The following is a 21,731-nucleotide window of genomic DNA, read 5'->3' as shown; positions in this document are numbered from 1 at the left end:
GAGCGAGATGCCGCTCAAGCGTGGTCAACAACAGGCGTCACGGAGTATGGGTCCCTGTGTCTGGAAAGTCTGCCGGATCTGCGCCCGCCAACGCCATCGCGTTGGCGAGCTTGTCCGGGACGACACCGGTTTTTGATCGCCGGCTCTTGGCATAGGCGATTTGGCGCAGCGGCCTATTGCCCGAGCCGTGCAAGTCCTAATTCGTCGGCAACGGGACCTGGTCGTCGATCAGGGCGTCCAGCGTGGCCTTCACATCCACCTTGGCATCGACGACACCGGCCTGCTGCAGCGCCAGGCCCGCAGCCAGAATCGACTCGCGCTGGGGTGCGCCGATGCGGCTATGGGTCAGCTCGGTGCGCTCCTTGAGCTGCTTGTCGACCACCGTCTCAGGCAGCTTCGTGACGGCGATGAAGGTCTTCTTGAGGTCGTCGTAGTTGGCCAGCGCGTCCTTGCGCGCGACCTCGTAGGTGGCGAGCACGCGGCGGACGATCTCCGGATTATCCTTCAGGAACTGCTCGCGCACGTTCAGGATGCCCCAGGTGTTGGCGTCGGCCTTGCGGTAGAACAGCCTGGCGCCCTCCTCGACCTCGGCCTGCGCCATCATCGGATCGAGCCCGGCCCAGGCGTCGACGTCGCCGCGGATCAGCGCCGCCTTGCCGTCGGCGTGCTGCAGCAATACCGGCGTGATGTCCTTGTCGGTGAGGCCCGCCGACAGCAGCGCGCGCACCAGGAAGATGTGCGGATCGGTGCCGCGGGTCACCGCGACCCGCTTGCCCTTGAGGTCGGCCACGGAGGCAATCTTGGAATCCTTGCCCTTGACCAGCGCGGTCCATTCGGGCCGCGAATAGACGTAGACCGACTTGATCGGGTTGCCGTTGATCCGGGCGACCAGCGCGGCGGAGCCGGCGGTCGAGCCGAAATCGAGCGAGCCGGCGTTGAGGAATTCGAGCGCCTTGTTGGAGCCGGCCGACTGCACCCAGACGATGCTGATGCCGTCCTTGGCGAACTCCTTCTCCAGAAGTCCTTTCTGCTTCAGCACCAGCGACACCGGATTGTAGGTCGCCCAATCCAAGCGGATCTCCTTCACCGGTTCGGCCGCGCGTGCAGCGCCGCATCCCAGTAGAACCACGGCCGCAACCGCAGCAAATCCGCGCCTCGACAATCCACCCATCGTCACCCCTCCAACCCTCAAGAAACATTGCTGTTGTTTCAATGAGTTATGCCAGGGGCGCGCGAGAATTGCTTTTCCTTTCGACGGCGCCGTTCAGAACGATCATCATCCCGTGAGCACCGATGACAGCATGGATCGATTGTTGCATTGGAAGTTTCGTGACAGCACAGGCCTTGTTCGATATCCGGTTGCATCCATGGACAGCGTCGCCCCCCATTCCCACCCTGATAGCCTTTCCGATTTCGACAGCGCCGGCATCGCGGCTGCGGTCGACGCGTTGGCCGCGCAGCATTCGGGACGCGAGGACATGTTCCGCGCCGCCGTGGTGCAATTCCTCAAGGCCGAGCTGGTCAAGGCGCGCGCGGCGGCCCAGGCGCAACTGTTGAAGGACCGCCACGGCCGGCGCTGCGCCGAGCAGCTCTGCTTCGTGCAGGACGAGATCATTCGCATCCTCTACGCCGCCGCCACCCAGCACCTCTATCGCTCGCAGGTGCCGAGCGGCGCCGAGCGCATGGCGGTGGTCGCCACCGGCGGCTATGGCCGCGGCCTGATGGCGCCGGAGTCCGACATCGATCTCCTGTTCATCCTGCCCTACAAGCAGACCGCCTGGGGCGAGCAGGTCGCCGAAGCCATTCTGTACTCGCTGTGGGACATGGGATTGAAGGTCGGCCACGCGACCCGCTCGGTCGACGAGTCGATCCGCCAGGCGCGCGGCGACATGACCATCCGCACCGCCATCCTGGAGACGCGCTATCTCGCGGGCGACCGGCCGCTCTATGACGAGCTGGTCGCGCGCTTCGACAGCGAGGTGGTGCAGGGCACCGCAGCCGAGTTCGTGGCCGCCAAGCTCGCCGAGCGCGAGGAGCGGCACCGCCGCGGCGGCCAGTCGCGCTATCTCGTCGAGCCCAACGTCAAGGACGGCAAGGGCGGCCTGCGCGACCTGCACACGCTGTTCTGGATCGCCAAATACGTCTACCGCGTGCGCGAGACCGCCGAATTGGTCGAGCGCGGCGTGTTCGACGCGCATGAATACCGCACCTTCCGGCGCTGCGCGGACTTCCTGTGGTCGGTGCGCTGCAACCTGCATTTCGTCAGCGGCCGTCCGGAAGAACGGCTGTCGTTCGACCTGCAGCGCGAGATCGCGGTGCGGCTGGGCTACACCAGCCATCCCGGCATGCAGGATGTCGAGCGCTTCATGAAGCACTACTTCCTGGTCGCCAAGGAGGTCGGCAATCTCACCGCCATCCTGTGCGCCAAGCTCGAGGACCAGCAGGCCAAGCCGGCGCCGGTGCTGAGCCGGATGATCTCGCGCCTGACCACCGGCGCCACCTGGCGGCGCGTGCCGGAGAGCGACGACTTCATCGTCGACAACAACCGCATCAACCTCGCCGCGCCCGACGTCTTCAAGCACGATCCGGTCAATCTGATCCGCATCTTCCGGCTGGCGCAGAAGCACAACCTCGCCTTCCATCCCGACGCGATGCGCGCGGTCACGCGCTCTTTGAACCTGATCAACACCGAGCTGCGCGACGATCCCGTGGCCAACCGGCTGTTCATGGAGATCCTGACCTCCAACGATGCCGAGGTCGTGCTGCGGCGGATGAACGAGACCGGCGTGCTCGGCCACTTCATTCGCGCCTTCGGCCGCATCGTCTCGATGATGCAGTTCAACATGTATCATCACTACACGGTCGACGAGCACCTGATCCGCTGCATCGGGTTCCTGCAGGAGATCGAGCGCGGCGGCATCGACGAGTTCACCCTGGCCTCCGACCTGATGCGCAAGATCCGGCCCGAGCACCGCGCTGTCATCTACATCACCGTGCTGCTGCACGACGTCGCCAAGGGGCGGCCCGAGGACCATTCCATCGCCGGCGCCAAGATCGCGCGCCGGCTGTGCCCGCGGCTCGGCTTCAACAATGCCGACACCGAACTGGTCGCCTGGCTGATCGAGGAGCATCTGACGATGTCGACGGTGGCGCAGTCGCGCGACCTGTCGGACCGCAAGACGATCGAGAATTTCGCCGCCGTGGTGCAGTCCGTCGAGCAGATGAAGCTGCTGACCATCCTGACCACCGCCGACATCCGCGGAGTCGGCCCCGGCGTCTGGAACGGCTGGAAGGCGCAGCTCCTGCGTACGCTGTATTACGAGACCGAGCCGGTACTGACCGGCGGCTTCTCCGAGGTCAACCGCGCCAAGCGCATCACCGCGGCGCAGGCCGAATTCCGCAACGCCTTCACCGACTGGCCCGAGGACGAGCTCAACACCTATATCGGCCGGCACTATCCGGCCTACTGGCTCAAGGTCGAGCTGCCGCGCAAGATCCGCCATGCCCGCTTCGTGCGATCGAGCGAGGATGCCGGGCACAAGCTCGCGATCAATGTCGGCTTCGATCCGGCGCGCGGCGTGACCGAGCTGACGATCTTCGCGATGGACCATCCGTGGCTGCTGTCGATCATCGCCGGCGCCTGCGCCTCCGCCGGGGCCAACATCGTCGATGCCCAGATCTACACCACGACCGACGGCCGCGCGCTCGACACCATCGCGATCTCCCGCGAATATGAGCGCGACGAGGACGAAGGCCGCCGCGCGACGCGGATCGGCGAGACCATCGAGCAGGTGCTGGAGGGCAAGCTGCGGCTGCCGGACGCCGTGGCGCGGCGGACGACGCGGGGCAAGCAGCACAAGGCGTTCTCGGTCGAGCCGGAGGTCACCATCAACAATCAATGGTCGGAGCTCTACACCGTGATCGAGGTCTCCGGCCTGGATCGCCCCGGCCTGCTGTACGAGCTGACCACCGCGATTTCGAAGCTGAATCTCAACATCGCCTCGGCCCATGTCGCGACCTTCGGCGAACGCGCCCGCGACGTGTTCTACGTCACCGACCTGCTGGGCGCGCAGATCAACGCGCCGACCCGGCAGGCCGCGATCAAGAGCGCGCTGCTGCATCTGCTGGCGAATGACGACGCGGCCGCTCAACCGGCGGCATGAGCGACCATCGCGCGGCCCTGAGCCGCTCGGGAGCTCGATTTGAACGAGGGGACCGGCACCAGCGCCGGCCCACGCAGGCTTGGGGGAGCCGAACCATGGCATTGATTGCAGACATCGTCGTCGGGCTGATCGGCCTGCTGCACGTCTACATTCTGGTACTCGAGATGTTTCTCTGGACCAAACCGGCCGGCTTGAGGGCGTTCAACAACACGCCGGAGCGCGCGGAGCAGACCAAGGTGCTCGGCGCCAATCAGGGCCTCTACAACGGCTTCCTCGCCGCCGGCCTGTTCTGGGGCCTGGCGCACCCGACGCCGGCCTTCGCGTTCCAGATCAAGATCTTCTTCCTGCTCTGCGTGCTCGTCGCCGGGCTCTATGGCGCCGCCACCGCCAGCCGCAAGATCCTGTTCATCCAGAGCGTGCCGGCCACGATCGGCCTGGTGCTGGTTTGGCTCGCGGGCTGAGCCGGGCTGTATCTCCATCCTCTGTGTCGTCCCGGACAAGCCGTGACGCGCACAAGCGCGTCGCGGCGCCGATCCGGGACCCATAATCCCAGGCAGCGTTTTGGGGCAGGATCGCCACTCCGAGCCGTAGCCACACGACGGCCTGTGGCTATGGATCCCGGCTCTGCGCCCGACGTCGCTGCGCGACGCCGGGCTTGGCCGGGACGACACCGAACTTGTTGAGCCAGTTGGGCTCATCATAGCGACATCGACGGAACCGCCGCACCCGTGCTCCCCTCGCCTTGCGTCCGCCCAGCCCTTCCTCCACACTCCCTCCCAGCGATGGCGCCCCGGTCGGGCAGACCAGCCGCATAACAAATCAGGAGGAACGATAGACCCCATGCGACAGGGATATTTCCGTCTTGCAGGGGCGGCCGCTTTGGCCGTCACCCTCTCCGTCACGTCAGCCTCGGCCCAGAAGAAGTATGATCCCGGCGCCTCCGATACCGAGATCAAGGTCGGCCAGACGGTGCCGTTCTCGGGTCCTGCCTCGGCCTATGCCTCGATCGGCAAGACCCAGGCCGCCTATTTCAACATGATCAACGAGCAGGGCGGCATCAACGGCCGCAAGATCAAGCTGATCCAGTATGACGACGCCTACTCGCCGCCCAAGGCCGTCGAGCAGGTCCGCAAGCTGGTCGAGGACGACGGAGTTCTGCTGACCTTCCAGATTATCGGCACGCCGTCCAACGCCGCGGTCCAGAAATACCTCAACGCCAAGAAGGTGCCGCAGTTGTTCGCCGCCACCGGCGCCACCAAGTTCACGGACCCCAAGAACTTCCCGTGGACCATGGGGTACAATCCCAACTACTTCACCGAGGGCCGCATCTACGGCCAGTATATTCTGAAGGAGCATCCCAACGCCAAGATCGGCGTGCTCTATCAGAATGACGATCTCGGCAAGGACTACCTGAACGGTATCAAGGCCGGCCTCGGCGACAAGGCGTCGACGATGATCGTGTCCGAAGCCTCCTACGAGGTTTCCGATCCGACCATCGACTCGCAGATCCTGAAGATCAAGTCGGCGGGAGCCGACCTGTTGTTCTCGGCCGCGACGCCGAAACAAGCCGCGCAGGCGATCAAGAAGCTCCATGAGCTCGATTGGCACCCCGTGCACATTGTCGACATCAACGCGACCTCGGTCGGCGCGGTCATGCAGCCTGCGGGCCTCGACGCTGCCAAGGGCGTCATCTCCGTCAACTACGGCAAGGATCCGCTCGACCCGCAGTGGAAGGACGATCCGGGCCTGAAGCGCTATTTCGATTTCATGGCCAAGTATTATCCCGAGGGTGACAAGAACTCGAACTTCAACACCTACGGCTATTCGACCGCGCAGCTCCTGGTCACCGTGCTGCAGATGTGCGGCGACAACCTGACGCACGAGAACGTCATGAAGCAGGCGGCGTCGCTGAAGGATGTAACCGGCGACTTCTCGCTACCGGGAATGAAGATCAACACCTCGCCGACCGACTATCGTGTCAACAAGCAACTGCAGATGATGAAGTTCAACGGCGAGCGCTGGGAACTGTTCGGCCCGATCCTGGAGGACAAGGGCGCGGCGGGCTAGCTGCACTCGACGTCGTTCCAGGGCGTCGCGACAGCGACGAACCAACCTCGAGATTCCGGGTTCGATGCTGCGCTTCGCCCCGGAATGACGCGGTCAACATCGATGGTACGGGGCTGCGCGATGGCGCGGCCCCGTTCTGCATTGCGGCACGGGGGTGCGCCCGTTCGCCGCTGCGTGCGCTCGCCGACGGCCATTCGACCGCATCGCGGGTGACGACGGCTGTTGCGGCAGGATCCGCCCTCGCGTCGAGGGAGTATCAGTCGTTGATGACGTCACCCAGGTCGCGTTGCTTGACGACGCGGTCGATCAAGCCCCACTGCAAGGCTTCGTCCGCGGTCATGAAGTGATCGCGATCCAGGGTGCGCTCGACGTCCTCATAGCTGCGCCCGCAATGCTCGGCGTAGAGCCTGATCATGCGGTGCTTGGTCTGCTCCATCTCCCTCGCGTGAATCAGGATGTCGGACGCCTGGCCCTGAAAGCCACCGAGCGGCTGATGCACGTGAAGGCTTGCATTGGGCAGCGCCGTCCGCTCGCCCGGCTCTCCCGCCATCAGAAGAAACGAGCCCATCGAACGCGCCGTTCCCATGCAGAGCGTGTGCACCGGTGCTTTGACGAATTGCATCGTGTCATACATCGCCAGGCCGCTGGTGATCACGCCGCCAGGTGAATTGATGTAGAGATGGATCGGCCGCTTTGGGTTCTCCGCCTCGAGGAAAAGCAGTTGCGCGCAGACCAGGGCGGAGACCGTATCGTTGACCTCGCCGTTGAGGAAGACGATCCGCTCGCGCAGCAGCCGCGAATAGATGTCGAAGGATCGCTCTCCCCGGCTCGACTGCTCGATGACCATAGGGACGAGTTGCATCGTGTCGCGCATGCGCGAGCTCCCGGTTTCAGTGAGGTGTCGGTGACTTGAAGGGTCAGGCCGCGCGCATCAGGCTGCGCCTGTTGCTGTTCGCCGCCGACGATGTCCGCCGCATCAGCGTCGTGGCGACCAACCCGTGAATGATTCTGAGCCTGGTGCCGCCCTCGGCATTGGGCATGACCTGGAACGTCACGATGCTCTCCAGGTACGGCGGTTCGTGGTCGCGCATCCGGTAGCGGACTTCTTCGCCGGGCGTCGCGGAGATTGGCGCAGCATCGGCGAGGTCGCCGCGCGGCAGCCAGTTCTCGCGCAGCGCAGGAATGCTGATGGCACGCCAGACCTTCTCCGGCGGCGCGTCCAGTTCGTAGTCGAGCACCAGATCGTCGCTCTGCCGGTCAGCCTTGATATCGGTCATTGGTCCATGTCCTTCAGCACGGCCTTCAACGCATCGACCCGCGACGGCCAGTAGGCGCGGTACTTCGCCAGCCAGCGCGCGATCTGCGCCAGGCCCTCCGGATCGACCTCATAGTTGACGAAGCGACCCTGCCGTTCTTCCCTCACCAATCCCGCGCTTCGGAGAACCGCGAGGTGCTGGGACATCGCCGGCTGGCTGATCGTCAGACCCTCGCGAAGCGCGCTGGCATTCATGCTGCCGTTCGCCAGCTTCTCGAAGATCGCGTATCGCGTCGGATCAGCCAGGGCTCTGAAGATGTCACTCTCGATCATGCCAACACATAAGCATAAACTTATGTGACGTGCAAGCGTCGACGACGTGGATGTTGGCGTTCCCTATCGCCGTCCACCGCCGCGCTCCCTCCCCCCTTGTGGGGGAGGGTTGGGGAGGGGGGTAGCTCCGGGCGACCGTCTTCGTGGCCACCCCCCTCCCTAGCCCTCCCCCACAAGGGGGGAGGGAACGTACCTTTCGTGTGGCAACACCGTACTACCAGTCTCGCAAATGCAATGAGACGCGAAATGCAATGAGACCTACCCCGCCGGCACCTCGCCAAAGTTCTTGCCCACCGGCTGCACGGCGTGGCGGATCAGGCGCGAGTCTTCGACCGCAGCCTGGCGGTGCTTCACCGCCTCGCGATAGACGGGATCCCTAATCATCTCGACGAACGCCTGCACGCTCGGATATTCCGCGATGAAGCAGCGATCCCAACGTTCGTCCTGCGGACCGATCAGCATCAGCTCGAAACGACCCTGCCAGACGATGCGGCCGCCGAGGCGCTCGAACACCGGGCCGCTCTCGCGGCCATAGGCGGCATAGGCTTCCGCGCCGCTGACCTTGCGTCCATCGGGATAGGCTGCCTCCCTGCGCAGCCGCACCAGGTTCAGCATGTGGATCGGCCCCGGGCGGTCGTTCTCCCGAAACTGCGCGAACACCTCCTTGGTGGGATCGATATGGCCCATGAACTCCCTCGCCTGTTGTTGTTTACCTTGGCTTAACCATAACGCGGCGTTAGCGGCGCGAAACTCCTAATCGCGCGTTAAGATCTTTCTAACTGCCCCTTAAACTCCGGACGTTACCGTGGTCGGACGGCGGGGTCGCGGGCTCGGGTTGCGTATGGCGCGGGGACGGAAACAGGGCGGCGGACGCAAGGAGCCGCGATTCGGTCTTGCGGCCGCGATGGCCGATCTGCGCCTCGACCCCAAGGATCGCATTCCCTCCGACGACACGCCCAAGAAGTCAGTTGCAAAGACTGCAAAGAAAAGGCCGGTCGAGCCCGACGACGAGGACGATGTGCCGGCGCGCGAGCCGAAGGCCTCGACACCGAAACCAAAGCCGAGACGCGGCAAGTCGCGCTGGGGAATGTCGATCGGGCGCATGTTCTACTGGGCGCTGGTCTGCGGCCTGTGGGGCGTGATCGCGCTGGTCGGCGTCGTGATCTGGGCCGGCGCGCATCTGCCGCCGATCCAATCGCTGGAGATCCCCAAACGGCCGCCGACGATCGAGATCGTGGGCTATGACGGCACCATGCTGGCGCAGCGCGGCGAGATGGCCGGCGCCAACGTCGCCCTGAAGGATCTGCCGCCCTATCTGCCGAAGGCGTTCATCGCCATCGAGGACCGCCGCTTCTACCAGCATTTCGGCATCGACCCGATCGGCATCGCCCGCGCCGTCGTCGCCAACATCCTGCATCGCGGCGTGTCGCAGGGCGGCTCGACCCTGACGCAGCAGCTCGCCAAGAACCTGTTCCTGACCCAGGAGCGCACGCTGGCGCGCAAGCTGCAGGAGGCGGAGCTGGCGCTGTGGCTGGAGCGCAAATATTCCAAGCGCGAGATCCTCGAGCTGTATCTCAACCGGGTCTATTTCGGCTCGGGCGCCTACGGCGTCGAGGCCGCGGCGCAGCGCTATTTTGGCAAGTCGGCGCGGCAGGTGACGATCGGCGAAGCCGCGATGCTCGCAGGTCTCGTCAAGTCGCCGTCGCGGCTGGCGCCGAACCGCAACCCGGAGGGCGCGGCCAAGCGCGCCCAGACCGTGCTGGCGGCGATGGCGGAGGCCAAGTTCATCACCGAGGCCCAGGCGCAGGCCCAGATCGCGCATCCATCCGTCGCGGTGAAGCCGGCCGGCGCCGGCACCATCAACTACGTCGCCGACTGGATCGGCGAGGTGCTCGACGACCTCGTCGGCCAAGTCGAGGAGTCGATCGTGGTGGAGACCACGATCGATCCGAAGCTGCAGAGCGTGGCGGAAGCGGCCATCATCGACGAGCTCGCGGCGAAGAGCGTCAAGTTCAACGTCAGCCAGGGCGCGCTGGTGGCGATGACCCCCGACGGCGCCGTGCGCGCCATGGTCGGCGGCCGCAACTATGCCGACAGCCAGTTCAACCGCGCCGTAACCGCCAAACGCCAGCCCGGCTCGGCGTTCAAGCCGTTCGTCTATCTCACCGCGATCGAGCAGGGCCTGGCGCCGGACACGGTCCGCCAGGACGCGCCGCTCGATCTGAAGGGCTGGAAGCCGGAGAACTACACCCGCGAATATTTCGGCCCGGTGACGCTGACCCAGGCGCTGGCGATGTCGCTCAACACGGTCGCCGTGCGCGTCGGCCTCGAGGTCGGACCGAAGAACGTGGTGCGGACCGCACACCGGCTCGGCATCGCCTCCAAGCTCGATCCCAACCCGTCGATCGCGCTCGGCACCTCCGAGGTGTCGATGATCGAGCTGGTCGGCGCCTACGCGCCGTTCTCCAATGGCGGCCTCGCCGTCTCGCCGCATGTGGTGACGCGGATCAGGACGCTCGACGGCAAGCTGCTCTACATGCGCCAAACCGAGCAGCCGGTGCAGGTGATCGAGCCGCGCAACGCGGCGATGATGAATCAGATGATGCAGGAGACCCTGATCTCCGGCACCGCGAAGAAGGCGGAGATCCCGGGCTGGATCGCTGCCGGCAAGACCGGCACCAGCCAGGATTTCCGCGACGCCTGGTTCATCGGCTACACCGCGCATCTCGTCACCGGCGTCTGGCTCGGCAACGACGACAACTCGCCGACCAAGAAGGCGACCGGCGGCGGCCTGCCCGTCGAGGTCTGGACCCGCTTCATGCGATCAGCGCATCAGGGCGTGCCGGTCGCGGCGCTGCCGAACGCGCAGGGCTCGGGCCTGGTCCCGACCCTGGCGCAGATCGCCTCGCAGATCACGGCGCCATCCGCGCCGGCACCGAGCGCACGCTCGGCGCCGCCGAGCCGCGGCAACGCGCGGCCGGAAGCCGCCGCGGGCCTCGACGGCTGGCTGGTGGATCGATTGTTCGGTGGAAAGCGCTGAGCCGGCGAAGATGAGGTGAGAGGCGCATCCGCGAGGGGATGCGCCCTTCTCAGCTGGCGGCTGCGGCGATGGGACGCGCTGCCGGCTCGGCCGTTGCCGCGCCGGACGCTCGAGCCAGTTTGCGCCCGATCTGCCGCAGCATCAGGCTCGCCCGCAGCGCGCTGTAGTCCAGCAGCCAGCGGCTGAAGGCGCTGGCGGCCATCGGCCGCGCGAACAGGAAGCCCTGCATTGCATCGCAACCGAGCTCGGCCAGCAGCTTGCGCTGCGGCTCGGTCTCGACACCTTCGGCGACCACCGCCACGTCGAGGCTCTGGCCGACGCGCACGACCGCGGTCACGATCGCCCGCGTGCCGCTGTCGTTCTCGAAATCGCGCATGAAGCTGCGATCGATCTTCAACTCGTCGATCGGCAGCTGGGCCAGTCGGCTCAGGCTCGAATAGCCGGTGCCGAAATCGTCCAGCGACAGGCCGACGCCCATGTTGCGCAGCTCGTTCATGGTCGCGATCACGGTGGCGCGCTCGTTGAGGATGACGCCCTCGGTGATCTCCAGCATCAGCATCTTCGCCGGCAGGTCGTTGGCGGCCAGGATCTGCGCCACCATCGCCGCCAGGTTGACGTTCTGGAAGTTGATCGGCGACAGGTTCACCGAGATGCAGGGGATGTCGAGACCGGCGCGGCGCCACGACGCCATCTGCTGGCAGGCCAGCTTGATCGACCACACGCCGATCTGCTCGATCAGGCCGCATTCCTCGGCGAGCGGAATGAACTTGGCGGGCGAGACCTCGCCGAGCACCGGATCGTGCCAGCGCGCCAGCGCTTCCACGCCGTGGATCGCGCCGTCGCGGGTGCGGATCTGCGGCTGATAGTGCAATGTCAGGGCCTCGCTGGCGATCGCCTCGCGCAGCGCGGTCGAATGCATCAGCCGTTCTTCGGCGAGCTTGTCGATGTCGGCGCTGAAGAAGCGGTAGGTCGCCCGGCCGCCGCGCTTGGCCTTGTACATCGCCGCGTCGGCCTGCTTGATCAGGGTCTCGATGTCCTTGGCATTATCAGGATAGAGGCTGAGCCCCATGCTCGCCGACATCGGCACCTGGCGCTTGCCGATCGTCAGCGGCATCGCCAGCGCGGCGGTGATGCGCGCGGCCGCGAGCGAGGCTTCCAGGGCATCGCGGTTCTGCAGCACGATCACGAACTCGTCGCCGCCGAGCCGGCCCAGCATGTCGCCGGGGCGGATCTGCGCTCGCAGGCGGTTGGCGAAGCCGACCAGGAACTCGTCACCGGCGGCATGGCCCAGCGTGTCGTTGACGTCCTTGAAATTGTCGGCGTCGAGGAAGGCCACGGCGACGTGTCCGCCGTCCGGACACGCCTTGATGGCTTCGGCGATCAGCGACGGGATGCGGGCCCGGTTCGGCAGGCCCGTCAGCATGTCGTGATAGGCGACCTGTGAGATCGTCGAGCGGACCTCCTGGCGCTCGATGGCGAGCGCACCGAGCTGGACGCAGGCGGCGACGATCTGCTCGTGCCAGGGACTGGGGCCGCGGCATTCACGGAAGTAGAAGGCAAAGGTGCCGATGACGCGGCCATCCTTACCCTTGATGGGCGACGACCAGCAGGCACGCAGGCCGGCGGCGAGCGGGCCGGCCTTGTAGGGTTGCCAACGCGGATCATTATCGATGTCGTGCGACAGCACCGGCTCGCAGAGATAGGCGGCGGTGCCGCAGGAGCCGACGTCCGGCCCGATCGCGACGCCGTCGAGGCTGGCCGAATAAGCGGGCGGCAGGCTGGGGCCGCCGAGCGGATGTACGTGCCCATCGGAATCGACGTGCAGGATCGAGCAGACGGCGTCCGGAGCGAGCTCTTCGACCCGGCGGCACAGCTGATCGGCGATGGTCGTGATCGAAACGTCGGACGCCAGCGACGCCATGATCAACTGCTGCAGCGAGCGCAACTGCTTGGTCTCCCGGATGTCCGTGAGCAGCCCGAACAGATATCTGACCTTGCCCCGCTTGGTCCGGTGCGCCTTGACATAGGCGGTCGTCCAGATCTCGCGGCCGTCCTTGTCGTAGACCAGCACGTCCTCTTCGATGCCACGGTCGTCCTCGAGGCATTGTCTCAGCCGGTCGACGATGGCGGGATCGGTGCAGGGGCCGATCAGCAGCTCCTCGGCGCGGCGCCCGATCGCCTGTTCAGGCGCGTAGCCGAACAGGCTGGCAAAGGCGGCGTTGGTGTAGAGGACGTTGAGATCGCGATCGGTGACGATGACGGCCCGGTTGGTCCGGTCGGCGACCGACGTCAGCAGCGCATTGCGCTCGCGCATGTCGACTTCGGTGGTCACGTCACGAATGAACAGCAGCGAACGGACCGGCTGATCCTCCCGGCCCGGCGGGAGCGCGCACAGCGACAGGCGGAGGCGGGTCCACCCGCCGTCGGCATGGCGCATCGTCATTTCGCGGGCGTCGGACTGGTCCGCCTCCTGCTGCGCGTCGGTCGTCTCGTCGCACGCGATCGCCGGGATCAGATCCGCGGGCAGACCCAGACTTTCGAGGTCGGCGCCGACCAGAGCGGCCGGCTCACGCCGCAGCAGCACCGACGCCGCCCGATTGGCGTGCTGGACGTGGCCCTGCGCGTCGAGAAAGAGAATCGCCTCGGAAACACCGTCGAGCGCGGCCGAGAGCAATTGTGTGGATGCGGCCGGTTGGAACTCGCTTGCAAGCATCGTTCGATTCGAGGCGCGCTGCACGTTTCGAGAGAAACGATCTGCGCTTTGGTTGCAGCGAACGACCCGGCAGCTCGCTGGGACGTCACCTTGGGTTTGATTGCGGTAAATCTGGCGAGCGCAGCGTTACAGCCACGTTAAAGCGCCGCCGAATTGGGCAATATCCTCCGACTGCAGGCGAGAAGGCTTAAGAATTCGATAGTCCGCAGGCGGGTTCTGAGTTCATCGTTGCAGATTGGAACCCTACGAAGAAATGGCCCGGACCAGACGGCCGGGCCATTGGGATTCACATCGTCGAGCGGTCCGTCGTCGATACCTCAATCGTCGATGCCGTAGCGATGCAGGTCGTTGCCGCAGGTGTCGAGCCACTTCTTGGCGCGCTCGACCGAGGCGCAGATCCGGCCACACACCTTCCAGAACCGCGGCGAGTGGTTCATCTCGATCAGATGCGCGACCTCGTGCGCGGCGAGATAATCGAGCACGAAGGGGGGCGCCAGGATCAGGCGCCACGAGAACGACAGCGAGCCGGCCGAGGTGCACGAGCCCCAGCGGCTGGACTGGTCGCGGATCGACAGCCGCTTGACCTTGACGCCAAGCTGCTCGGCATAGGCGTCGGCCGCCTTCTGCAGGTCACGGCGCGCCTCGCGCTTCAGGAAGTCGAGCACGCGGCGTTCAGTGTGCTCGATCCCGCCGGCCACGCACAGGATCTTCTCGCCACTGTCTCGCGTCTCGGTCCACACCGTGCCGCGTTCGCCCGCGCGATGCACGATCTTGTGCGGCACGCCGCGAAGCGGCACCAACGTGCCCGGCAGGAACGGCGCCGCCTTCGGCAGACGTCCTAGACGGGCTGCGATCCAGGCGCCGTGACGCTGCGCGAAGTCTTTCGCCTCGATGATGGTGCCGCGCGGCGGCATCGTGAGGATCGCCTCGCGATCCGACGGATGAATTCTCAGGGTATAACGTCGCGCACGACGGTGACGCCGCAATCTAATCGAGTAGATTTGCGAGCCATGCTTGACGAGAAGACGCGAGGGTTCGGCGGGCCGCCGATAGAGTAGCGCGCGAGTGGCCATTTCTGTCAGTCCGGGGGGTAAGAGCTCGCCCGGATTTTGCCATATCCACCGCCAGGGAAAGCGCTCGGCGCAAAAACAAATCATTTGCCCAACATACAGGGGTTCAGAAGGTTCCGCACCCTAGCAGTTGGGCCTCGCGCGCCCCCGAAAACATGAATTCAGATTCAAAAGCATCGCTCAAGAAGCGACGCCACATTCACTGCTTGAGTCACTCCTGAGTTTCGGTTTCGACCGTCCCTTCAAAGGGTTACCGCGCAGCCGGATTCGGATGCGCGGTGACCATCGTCTTCGCTCATTCAGCCGCAATGGCGAGCAGCGACTTCGGATCGGCTGCCGACAACATGAAATCGTTGATGCGCGGCACGATCTCCGACTTGAATCGCGAGCCGTTGAACACGCCGTAGTGACCGACACCCGGTTGCACGTAGTGAACCCGGCGGTGATCCGGGATCGACGAGCAGAGTCCGTGCGTCGCCTCGGTCTGACCGAGACCGGAGATATCGTCCTTCTCGCCTTCGACCGTCATCAACGCCACACGCGTAACCTTCGACGGATCGACCAGGGTGCCGCGATGGGTCATCTCGCCCTTCGGCAGCGCGTGCTTGATGAACACCGTCTCCACCGTCTGCAAATAATATTCCGCAGCCAGGTCCATGACGGCGAGATACTCGTCGTAGAAGTCGCGATGCTTGTCGACCTGATCGCCATCGCCCTTCACCAGGTTGGCGAACAGCGCCTTGTGGGCGTCGACATGGCGGTCGAGATTCATGCTGATGAAGCCGTTCAGCTGCAGGAAGCCCGGATAGACGTCGCGCATAACGCCCGGATGCGGGAACGGCACCTTGGTGATGACGTGGTTGCGGAACCAGTCGATGCCGCGCTCCTGGGCGAGATTGTTCACGCCGGTGGGGTTGCGCCTGGTGTCGATGGGGCCGCCCATCAAGGTCATCGAGATCGGCGCAAACGGGTCACGCTCGGCCTCCATGACCGAGACCGCCGCCAGCACCGGCACCGCCGGCTGGCACACCGCCATGACGTGCATGTTGGTGCCGAGAAAGCGCAGCATCTCGATGACATAGTCGATGTAGTCGTCGAGATCGAAGCGGCCTTCGGCCAGCGGGACCATCCGCGCATCGGACCAATCGGTGATGTAGACCTCGTGGGTCGGCAGGAACGCTTCCACCGTGCCGCGCAACAGGGTCGCGTAATGGCCGGACATCGGCGCCACGATCAGCAGCCGGGGCTGCGGCGCGCGCAAGGGGCGGGTCAGCTTGCGGTCGAAATAGAGCAGCCTGCAGAACGGCTTTTCCCAGATCGAGCGGACCTCGACCGGGGTCCGGATGCCGTTGACCTCGGTCTCGTCGAGTCCCCATTCGGGCTTGCCGTAGCGGCGTGTGGTGCGCTCGAACAGTTCGCAGGCCGCCGCGACCGATTTGCCCATCTGGGTGTGGGCCCAGGGATTGAGCGGATTCTGAAACAGGATCTTGGTGGCGTCGGTGACGGCGCGCGCCGGATTGAGCGAGGCGTGCGCCATTTCGTACATCCAGTACATCGGCGTCGTCAGGACCGGACTGCCTTCCGACGCCAGGGGCGGTGCACCGCCAAACTCACCTATCGGCATTCTCGTTCAACCTCTCTGCAGCGCAGCATACTGCCGAATGCGCAATTATGCGTCAATGCGGTGGTGTACGAGAAGGTGCCTCAAAGCGACGAAAAAGCCCGGAAATCCACGGGAAAAGCGTAATTATTCCCCTGCCGCCAGCAGCGAGCCGGCGCGGCGTGCGCTGCGCAAGAGAGCAATGAATGCCGCAAACGACGCCAGCAGCAGGGCGGCATTGAGCCCGAGCGCGGTCAGCATCAGGTCGGACCGGAAGACGTGATCCGCCAGCAGCGCGCGCATGCCCTCGAACACGTAGGTCGGCGGCAGGGACCAGGCAACCAGTTGCAGCCAGTGCGGCAGCACCTGAACGGGATAGTACACGCAGGCCAGCGGCATCAGCGCGAACATCAGTGTCCAGACGATGCTTTCGGCGCCGAGCCCGTTGCGCAGCACCAGCCCCGACACGAAGATGCCGACCGCCCAGGAGGTGAAGATCAGGTTGCAGAAGAAGGCGATCAGCGGCAGGCCGATGCTGTAGAAGTTGAAGTCGAAGAACCAGACCGCGATCAGGGTCATCGGAATGATGCCGATGGCCAGCCGGATCAGGCTCATCGTCATCAGCGCCAGCAGGAATTCGATCGGGGTCAGCGGACTCATCATCAGGTTGCCGATGTTGCGCGCCCACATCTCCTCCAGGAAGGAGATCGAGAAGCCGAGCTGTCCGCGGAACAGGATGTCCCACAGGATCACCGCGCCGATCAGGGTGCCGCCGGCGCGGGCGAAGAAGCCGGCATTGGCGGCGATGTAGGTCTGCAGAAACCCCCAGGTGATGATCTGCAAGGTCGGCCAGTACATCAGCTCCAGCAGCCGCGGCCAGGACGACAGCAGTAGATACCAGTAGCGCAGGATCATCGCGCCGATCCGGTGCGGGGCGATGCGGAGCGAAAGATCGTTCATTGCGCCGCCTCCCGGTTGCGGCCGCGGGCGACGTCGAGAAAGACCTCCTCAAGCGTCGAGCGGTTGTAGCGTGCCATGATCTGCGCCGGGCTGTCGTCGTCCTCGATGCGGCCGCGCTTCATGATGATGACGCGGTCGCATAGACGCTCGACCTCGAGCATGTTGTGGGAGGCGAGCAGGATGGTGGCGCCGCGGCGCTGTCGGTATCGCTCAAGATGGCCGCGCACCCAGTCGGCGGTGTCGGGATCGAGCGAGGCCGTCGGCTCATCCAGCAGCAGCAGCTCGGGATCGTTGATCAGCGCCTTCGCCAGCGCCACGCGGGTCTTCTGCCCGGCCGAGAGCTTGCCATTGGCGCGATCGATGAAGTCGCTCAGGTCGAGCTGCGCCGCGAGCTCGGCGATCCGCTCCTTGAGGTGGTCCACCGCATAGAGTCGGCCGAAGATGGTGAGGTTCTGCCGCACCGTGAGCCGCATCGGCATGTCGACATAGGGGCTCTCGAAATTCATCCGCCCCAGCACGGCCGCAGCCTCGTCCGGCATCCTGTGGCCGAGCACGGCGACCTCGCCCGAGGTCGGCTGCACCAGCCCCATGATCATCGCAATCGTCGTGGTCTTGCCGGCACCGTTGCCGCCGAGCAGCCCGGTGATGCTGCCCCGGCGGATCGCAAACGAGACGCCGTCGACAGCGGTCGTCGTCTTGTAGACCTTGGTCAGCCGCGACACGGCAATCGCGGGGGAAACCGAGCTGGAATCGGATGAGAGGGTCGGCACTGCGTCATCTTGCGTCATGGGAGGGGTTCATTGAGGCATTGTGCCGCAAACCGCAACAGGCCACCAACGGCGGGCCAGATTTGTCGCCGTGCTTGCGCGGCATTAGGTTCCCGTCATGACCGACGACGCCCTGATCATCGACACGCCCGACACCGACTATCGCCATCCGCGACAGCGCGTCCGGCTCGACACCATCCTGCGGCTGCGCTGGCTGGCCGCGCTCGGTCAATTGAGCGCGATCTTCATCGTGGTGCAGGGCCTGGAGTTCGACCTGCCAGTGGTGCCCTGTCTCGCGGTGATCAGCATCTCGGCGCTGCTCAATCTCGGCCTGCAGATCGCCTTCAACCCGATGCAGTTGCTGGAGCCGGCCCACGCCGGCGGCCTGCTCGCGCTCAACATCATCGAGCTGACGGTGCTGCTCTATCTCACCGGCGGGCTGGAGAATCCCTTCTCCTACATGTTCCTCGCCCCGGTGCTGATCTCGGCGACCGCCCTCCCCGTCCGCCTGACGATCATGCTCGGCCTGCTCGCCGTCACCTGCGCCACCGCCTTGTTCTTCATGCATCTGCCGCTGCCGTGGGAAGGCGAGGAGCCGCTGATCTTCCCGCCGATCTATCTGTTCGGTGTCTGGCTCTCGATCGCGCTCGCGATCGGGGTCACCAGCCTCTATGCGTTCCAGGTGACCGAGGAGGCGCGCAAGCTGTCGGACGCGTTGGCGGCGACCGAGCTGGTGCTGGCGCGCGAGCAGCACCTCACCCAGCTCGACGGCCTCGCGGCGGCCGCCGCGCACGAGCTGGGCACGCCGCTCGCGACCATCGTGCTGATCTCGCGCGAGTTGGAGCGCGCCCTGCAGGACAACAGCCAGGTCACCTCCGACATCAAGACCCTGCGCGAGCAGGCGCAGCGCTGCCGCGACATTCTCGGCAAGATCACCCAGCTGTCCTCGATCGGGTCGATGTACGACCGGATGAAGCTGTCGACCTTGATCGAGGAGACGGTCGCACCGCATCGCGACTTTGGCGTCGACATCAAGGTGCGCGTCGCGGTGACCGCGGCCAAGGAGCCGGTCGGCTCGCGCAACCCCGCAATCCTCTATGGCGTCGGCAACATCCTGGAGAACGCCGTCGATTTCGCGCGCAACGCCGTCGAGGTGAACGCCTGGTGGAACAACGAGACGGTCGAGATCGTGGTGTCCGACGACGGCCCCGGCTTTGCGCCTGATATCCTGAAGCGGATCGGCGAGCCCTATCTGTCACGCCGGCCCAGCGTCGAGGACGGCCCGGGAGGTAACCAGGGCGGCGGCCTCGGGCTCGGCGTGTTCATCGCCCGCACCCTGCTGGAGCGGACCGGAGCCAAGGTCTCGTTCAGCAACCGCACCTTCCCCGACCATGGCGCCGTGGTCCAGATCGTCTGGCCGCGGCGGCGCTTCGAGGCCAGCGAGGACGACGATGGCGAGGCGGAGCCGGAATGAAACCTCCGGGGCAGCCGCCGCTGGCGCGGTCCTGGCATACAGCAAACCGGCCCCGCGCGGCGTCACGCCGCAGACTGCGGCAACCCGCGATCTTGGCAGCGGCGACTCGGCAGACCATATGAGGATGGACCAGATCGTCTCGCAACCATCGAGCCTTCTTCTCAAGGATATGACCGTGGGCGCCATCGCCGAACTGACGAACCATCCGGACCGCTCTCTCCTCATCGTGGAGGACGACAAGCCGTTCCTGGAGCGCCTGTCGCGCGCCATGGAGACCCGCGGTTTCACGGTGACCTCCTGCGAGAGCGTCGCCGAAGGTATTTCACAGATCGGCAAGGCGGCGCCGGCCTTCGCCGTGGTCGACCTCCGGCTGGGCGACGGCAACGGCCTCGACGTGGTGTCGGCGCTGAAGCGCAAGCGTCCCGAAGCGCGCGCCATCGTGCTGACCGGCTACGGCAACATCGCCACCGCCGTGACGGCGGTGAAGATGGGCGCCGTCGACTATCTCGCCAAACCGGCCGATGCCGATGACGTCGTTGCAGCGCTGCTGTCGACCACCAGCGAAAAATCCGAGCTGCCGCAGAATCCGATGTCGGCCGACCGTGTCCGCTGGGAGCACATCCAGCGCATCTATGAGATGTGCAACCGTAACGTCTCGGAAACGGCGCGCCGGCTCAACATGCACCGCCGCACCCTGCAGCGCATCCTCGCCAAGCGCGCACCGAAATAGGCGGATTTTTTGTTCGCCGCGGGTCAATGCGACTTCACGAACGCCTGCAACGCATGGAAGACGGTGCGCCGCGGGTTGCGGCTGCACCAATTGCGCATCCAGCTGTCGACCTCGGTCAGATCGAGCTTGATCTGCCGGCCCTCATCGCCGCGATCCGCGTTGATGGCGGACACGTAGCCCATCATCCACTGCTGATATTTTGAGATGGCGTTGACGTAGGGGCCGTCGGCACTGGTGATGGCCTTGTAGGTGCCGGGTGGCTGCTCCTCGGCGGCGGCGATGAAGCGCTCGCAGGAATCGGCGCCCACGCCCAGGACGTAGAACGCCATTTCCTCCGCGCGGACTCCGGTCGCGAAGAGCAGTGTCAACGCCAAGACCACCCGTCGCATCTGTCGTCCCTGTCCGCACCCCTGGGCTGGATACCGCTCGAGCCTTAAAAATGTTCCGGCATGTTGCGCCCCATGCGGGGCAATTGTCGGGCAGAGCCGGGGAAATTGCCAGGAGGCCGGGACGAGCGGATGTTGTCGCGCGCTGGCAACGGTCCTGAATCGGGCGCGGGCGGATTCACAGGTGGATCTGGAAGGCGCCACGATGCGCCGGCCCGACGTCAGCTCTCCCCCGTCAGCCGGGAGAAATCGGCCAGGACAGCAGCGATCAGCTCCCGATGCCTGGTATCCTGTTCCGCAAGGCTCGCGGCGTAGATGTTCAGGAGATAGCGCGCCTTCGCGGCGGCTTCCGGCCACGACTCGGCCGCGTTGGCGAGCAGGTGCTGCTCGAGAACAGCCTGCCGATCGCGCAGCTCCCGCGCATGACTTTCGGCCTCTGCCAACGCGCGACGGAGGTCCACGGCCTTCTGCGCGCTCATCCCGCGGTGCCTGTCGAGATCGAGCGGCTCGTCAGTCATCCGACGCACTCGCGTCGACACGCTGCGCGTCTGCAAGATCGACCGAGCTGATGGACAGCATCTCGACGGCAGCGGAGCGCGAACCGGCGACCGGGACCATCATCATTGTCGCAACCCGGCGGTAGGCAGCAAAGGACAATCCCTCGATCAGTTCCTCGTCCGTGACCACCTCGTAGGTGCCCTCGGGCAAGAGACGCTCGATGCTCCTGATCCGGAACGGGTGTTTGAATGTGACGAATTCGCGCCGCGAGCGGATGCTCATCTGCGCCTACCTTTCGCAACGGCTGTCGCTGTCGCGACTTCGAAGTCTTTCGAAGCATGCGCCTTGCGGCCGGCAATAGCCACCGCTTTCTCATCAGCACGACGTGATGAGCGGCGTGGCGTCATCGGACCGTGTCGCTGCGCTTTGGTGCTCGCTATTGCAGGAGCCAGGGTGTATCAATGGCGATCACCGCCATTCCGACGGCATTCACCGGTGACTGAGGGTCACGAGCGCTCCCGCCGCAAACCACGCGAGGGGTAGCCAATGCCGCAGTTTCGTCTGAGCGAGTGGATCGTTCCACCCATTATCGTGCCGCTTCTGCTGATCCTTCTCGCGCTCGCAGTTGCCGCACTGCATTCGTAGATCCGACCACCGCGGCGCCCGCATCGGCAA

General features: G+C 65.3%; 19 protein-coding genes. 6 read left to right on the top strand and 13 right to left on the bottom strand.

Going from position 1 to position 21,731, the window contains the following annotated elements; all coding sequences use genetic code 11:
• Positions 1 to 196: 196 nt before the first annotated feature.
• On the bottom strand, positions 197 to 1,171 hold the full coding sequence (locus QX094_RS13810; protein WP_316174430.1) for an aliphatic sulfonate ABC transporter substrate-binding protein: 975 nt from the start codon (positions 1,169 to 1,171) through the stop codon (positions 197 to 199).
• 196 nt (positions 1,172 to 1,367) lie between these two features.
• Between QX094_RS13810 and QX094_RS13805 the strand changes: the two genes are divergently transcribed.
• The 3 genes from QX094_RS13805 to QX094_RS13795 all read left to right on the top strand — a co-directional run bounded on the left by QX094_RS13805 (position 1,368) and on the right by QX094_RS13795 (position 6,230).
• Complete coding sequence (locus tag QX094_RS13805) at positions 1,368 to 4,163, top strand: [protein-PII] uridylyltransferase (RefSeq protein WP_316174428.1); 2,796 nt, start codon at positions 1,368 to 1,370, stop codon at positions 4,161 to 4,163.
• A gap of 95 nt (positions 4,164 to 4,258) precedes the next feature.
• On the top strand, positions 4,259 to 4,624 hold the full coding sequence (locus QX094_RS13800; protein ID WP_315715150.1) for a DUF1304 domain-containing protein: 366 nt from the start codon (positions 4,259 to 4,261) through the stop codon (positions 4,622 to 4,624).
• Positions 4,625 to 5,003: 379 nt separating this feature from the next.
• A complete protein-coding gene (locus QX094_RS13795; protein WP_315768055.1) occupies positions 5,004 to 6,230 on the top strand; it encodes an ABC transporter substrate-binding protein in 1,227 nt (408 codons plus the stop codon).
• A gap of 256 nt (positions 6,231 to 6,486) precedes the next feature.
• Here QX094_RS13795 and QX094_RS13790 read toward each other — a convergent pair whose 3' ends face one another.
• The 4 genes from QX094_RS13790 to QX094_RS13775 form a co-directional block, all read right to left on the bottom strand.
• On the bottom strand, positions 6,487 to 7,104 hold the full coding sequence (locus tag QX094_RS13790; protein WP_315715148.1) for an ATP-dependent Clp protease proteolytic subunit: 618 nt from the start codon (positions 7,102 to 7,104) through the stop codon (positions 6,487 to 6,489).
• Between the two features lie 43 nt (positions 7,105 to 7,147).
• Positions 7,148 to 7,507, bottom strand: coding sequence for an SRPBCC domain-containing protein (locus QX094_RS13785; protein ID WP_316174426.1), 360 nt, complete (start codon positions 7,505 to 7,507; stop codon positions 7,148 to 7,150).
• Positions 7,504 to 7,818 carry a metalloregulator ArsR/SmtB family transcription factor gene (locus tag QX094_RS13780; RefSeq protein WP_315715146.1) on the bottom strand — a complete coding sequence of 105 codons (315 nt, stop codon included), beginning with the start codon at positions 7,816 to 7,818 and terminating at the stop codon, positions 7,504 to 7,506. Before QX094_RS13780 ends, QX094_RS13785 begins: the two co-directional genes overlap by 4 nt.
• A gap of 258 nt (positions 7,819 to 8,076) precedes the next feature.
• Positions 8,077 to 8,505: a DUF1330 domain-containing protein gene (locus tag QX094_RS13775; protein WP_316174425.1), complete on the bottom strand. Its 429-nt coding sequence runs from the start codon at positions 8,503 to 8,505 to the stop codon at positions 8,077 to 8,079.
• Between the two features lie 154 nt (positions 8,506 to 8,659).
• On the opposite strand from QX094_RS13775, the gene QX094_RS13770 reads away from it, so the two are divergent.
• On the top strand, positions 8,660 to 10,858 hold the full coding sequence (locus tag QX094_RS13770) for a penicillin-binding protein 1A (protein ID WP_316174424.1): 2,199 nt from the start codon (positions 8,660 to 8,662) through the stop codon (positions 10,856 to 10,858).
• A gap of 49 nt (positions 10,859 to 10,907) precedes the next feature.
• Here the strand turns inward: QX094_RS13770 and QX094_RS13765 are convergent, their stop codons facing one another.
• The 5 genes from QX094_RS13765 to QX094_RS13745 form a co-directional block, all read right to left on the bottom strand.
• Positions 10,908 to 13,571, bottom strand: coding sequence for an EAL domain-containing protein (locus QX094_RS13765; RefSeq protein WP_316166290.1), 2,664 nt, complete (start codon positions 13,569 to 13,571; stop codon positions 10,908 to 10,910).
• Between the two features lie 317 nt (positions 13,572 to 13,888).
• Positions 13,889 to 14,728 (bottom strand): SprT family zinc-dependent metalloprotease, encoded by an 840-nt coding sequence (locus QX094_RS13760; protein WP_315715142.1) that lies wholly within the window; start codon positions 14,726 to 14,728, stop codon positions 13,889 to 13,891.
• A 208-nt stretch (positions 14,729 to 14,936) separates the two neighbouring features.
• The gene (locus QX094_RS13755; protein ID WP_315715141.1) at positions 14,937 to 16,265 is read right to left on the bottom strand and encodes a polyhydroxyalkanoate depolymerase; all 1,329 of its coding nucleotides are present in this window, start codon (positions 16,263 to 16,265) and stop codon (positions 14,937 to 14,939) included.
• 123 nt (positions 16,266 to 16,388) lie between these two features.
• Complete coding sequence (locus tag QX094_RS13750) at positions 16,389 to 17,201, bottom strand: ABC transporter permease (RefSeq protein WP_315715140.1); 813 nt, start codon at positions 17,199 to 17,201, stop codon at positions 16,389 to 16,391.
• The gene (locus QX094_RS13745; RefSeq protein ID WP_315715139.1) at positions 17,198 to 17,989 is read right to left on the bottom strand and encodes an ABC transporter ATP-binding protein; all 792 of its coding nucleotides are present in this window, start codon (positions 17,987 to 17,989) and stop codon (positions 17,198 to 17,200) included. Before QX094_RS13745 ends, QX094_RS13750 begins: the two co-directional genes overlap by 4 nt.
• A gap of 97 nt (positions 17,990 to 18,086) precedes the next feature.
• On the opposite strand from QX094_RS13745, the gene QX094_RS13740 reads away from it, so the two are divergent.
• Entirely contained in the window at positions 18,087 to 19,442 is a 1,356-nt protein-coding gene (locus QX094_RS13740; protein ID WP_315751897.1) for an ActS/PrrB/RegB family redox-sensitive histidine kinase, read from the top strand.
• 175 nt (positions 19,443 to 19,617) lie between these two features.
• Positions 19,618 to 20,172, top strand: coding sequence for an ActR/PrrA/RegA family redox response regulator transcription factor (locus QX094_RS13735; protein WP_315715137.1), 555 nt, complete (start codon positions 19,618 to 19,620; stop codon positions 20,170 to 20,172).
• 23 nt (positions 20,173 to 20,195) lie between these two features.
• On the opposite strand, the gene QX094_RS13730 is transcribed toward QX094_RS13735, so the two are convergent.
• From QX094_RS13730 to QX094_RS13720, 3 genes are all read right to left on the bottom strand, one after another.
• Positions 20,196 to 20,561 carry a hypothetical protein gene (locus QX094_RS13730; protein ID WP_316174422.1) on the bottom strand — a complete coding sequence of 122 codons (366 nt, stop codon included), beginning with the start codon at positions 20,559 to 20,561 and terminating at the stop codon, positions 20,196 to 20,198.
• Between the two features lie 218 nt (positions 20,562 to 20,779).
• A complete protein-coding gene (locus QX094_RS13725) occupies positions 20,780 to 21,076 on the bottom strand; it encodes a hypothetical protein (protein WP_315715135.1) in 297 nt (98 codons plus the stop codon).
• Entirely contained in the window at positions 21,069 to 21,338 is a 270-nt protein-coding gene (locus QX094_RS13720; RefSeq protein WP_172115156.1) for a hypothetical protein, read from the bottom strand. The genes QX094_RS13725 and QX094_RS13720 overlap by 8 nt, the downstream gene beginning before the upstream one ends.
• Between the last annotated feature and the right edge of the window lie 393 nt (positions 21,339 to 21,731).

It is taken from the genome of Bradyrhizobium sp. SZCCHNS1050 (assembly GCF_032484785.1).
GTDB lineage: Bacteria > Pseudomonadota > Alphaproteobacteria > Rhizobiales > Xanthobacteraceae > Bradyrhizobium.
Note: the sequence above shows the minus strand (reverse complement) of the source record. Positions and strands in the feature narration are given on the sequence as shown.

Excerpts from the sequence above, each read along its gene's own strand:
- QX094_RS13810 (WP_316174430.1), bottom strand. The coding sequence starts at position 1,171 with ATGGGTGGATTGTCGAGGCGCGGATTTGCTGCGGTTGCGGCCGTGGTT.
- QX094_RS13805 (WP_316174428.1), top strand. The coding sequence starts at position 1,368 with ATGGACAGCGTCGCCCCCCATTCCCACCCTGATAGCCTTTCCGATTTC.
- QX094_RS13800 (WP_315715150.1), top strand. The coding sequence starts at position 4,259 with ATGGCATTGATTGCAGACATCGTCGTCGGGCTGATCGGCCTGCTGCAC.
- QX094_RS13795 (WP_315768055.1), top strand. The coding sequence starts at position 5,004 with ATGCGACAGGGATATTTCCGTCTTGCAGGGGCGGCCGCTTTGGCCGTC.
- QX094_RS13790 (WP_315715148.1), bottom strand. The coding sequence starts at position 7,104 with ATGCGCGACACGATGCAACTCGTCCCTATGGTCATCGAGCAGTCGAGC.
- QX094_RS13785 (WP_316174426.1), bottom strand. The coding sequence starts at position 7,507 with ATGACCGATATCAAGGCTGACCGGCAGAGCGACGATCTGGTGCTCGAC.
- QX094_RS13780 (WP_315715146.1), bottom strand. The coding sequence starts at position 7,818 with ATGATCGAGAGTGACATCTTCAGAGCCCTGGCTGATCCGACGCGATAC.
- QX094_RS13775 (WP_316174425.1), bottom strand. The coding sequence starts at position 8,505 with ATGGGCCATATCGATCCCACCAAGGAGGTGTTCGCGCAGTTTCGGGAG.
- QX094_RS13770 (WP_316174424.1), top strand. The coding sequence starts at position 8,660 with ATGGCGCGGGGACGGAAACAGGGCGGCGGACGCAAGGAGCCGCGATTC.
- QX094_RS13765 (WP_316166290.1), bottom strand. The coding sequence starts at position 13,571 with ATGCTTGCAAGCGAGTTCCAACCGGCCGCATCCACACAATTGCTCTCG.
- QX094_RS13760 (WP_315715142.1), bottom strand. The coding sequence starts at position 14,728 with ATGATTTGTTTTTGCGCCGAGCGCTTTCCCTGGCGGTGGATATGGCAA.
- QX094_RS13755 (WP_315715141.1), bottom strand. The coding sequence starts at position 16,265 with ATGCCGATAGGTGAGTTTGGCGGTGCACCGCCCCTGGCGTCGGAAGGC.
- QX094_RS13750 (WP_315715140.1), bottom strand. The coding sequence starts at position 17,201 with ATGAACGATCTTTCGCTCCGCATCGCCCCGCACCGGATCGGCGCGATG.
- QX094_RS13745 (WP_315715139.1), bottom strand. The coding sequence starts at position 17,989 with ATGACGCAAGATGACGCAGTGCCGACCCTCTCATCCGATTCCAGCTCG.
- QX094_RS13740 (WP_315751897.1), top strand. The coding sequence starts at position 18,087 with ATGACCGACGACGCCCTGATCATCGACACGCCCGACACCGACTATCGC.
- QX094_RS13730 (WP_316174422.1), bottom strand. The coding sequence starts at position 20,561 with ATGCGACGGGTGGTCTTGGCGTTGACACTGCTCTTCGCGACCGGAGTC.
- QX094_RS13725 (WP_315715135.1), bottom strand. The coding sequence starts at position 21,076 with ATGACTGACGAGCCGCTCGATCTCGACAGGCACCGCGGGATGAGCGCG.
- QX094_RS13720 (WP_172115156.1), bottom strand. The coding sequence starts at position 21,338 with ATGAGCATCCGCTCGCGGCGCGAATTCGTCACATTCAAACACCCGTTC.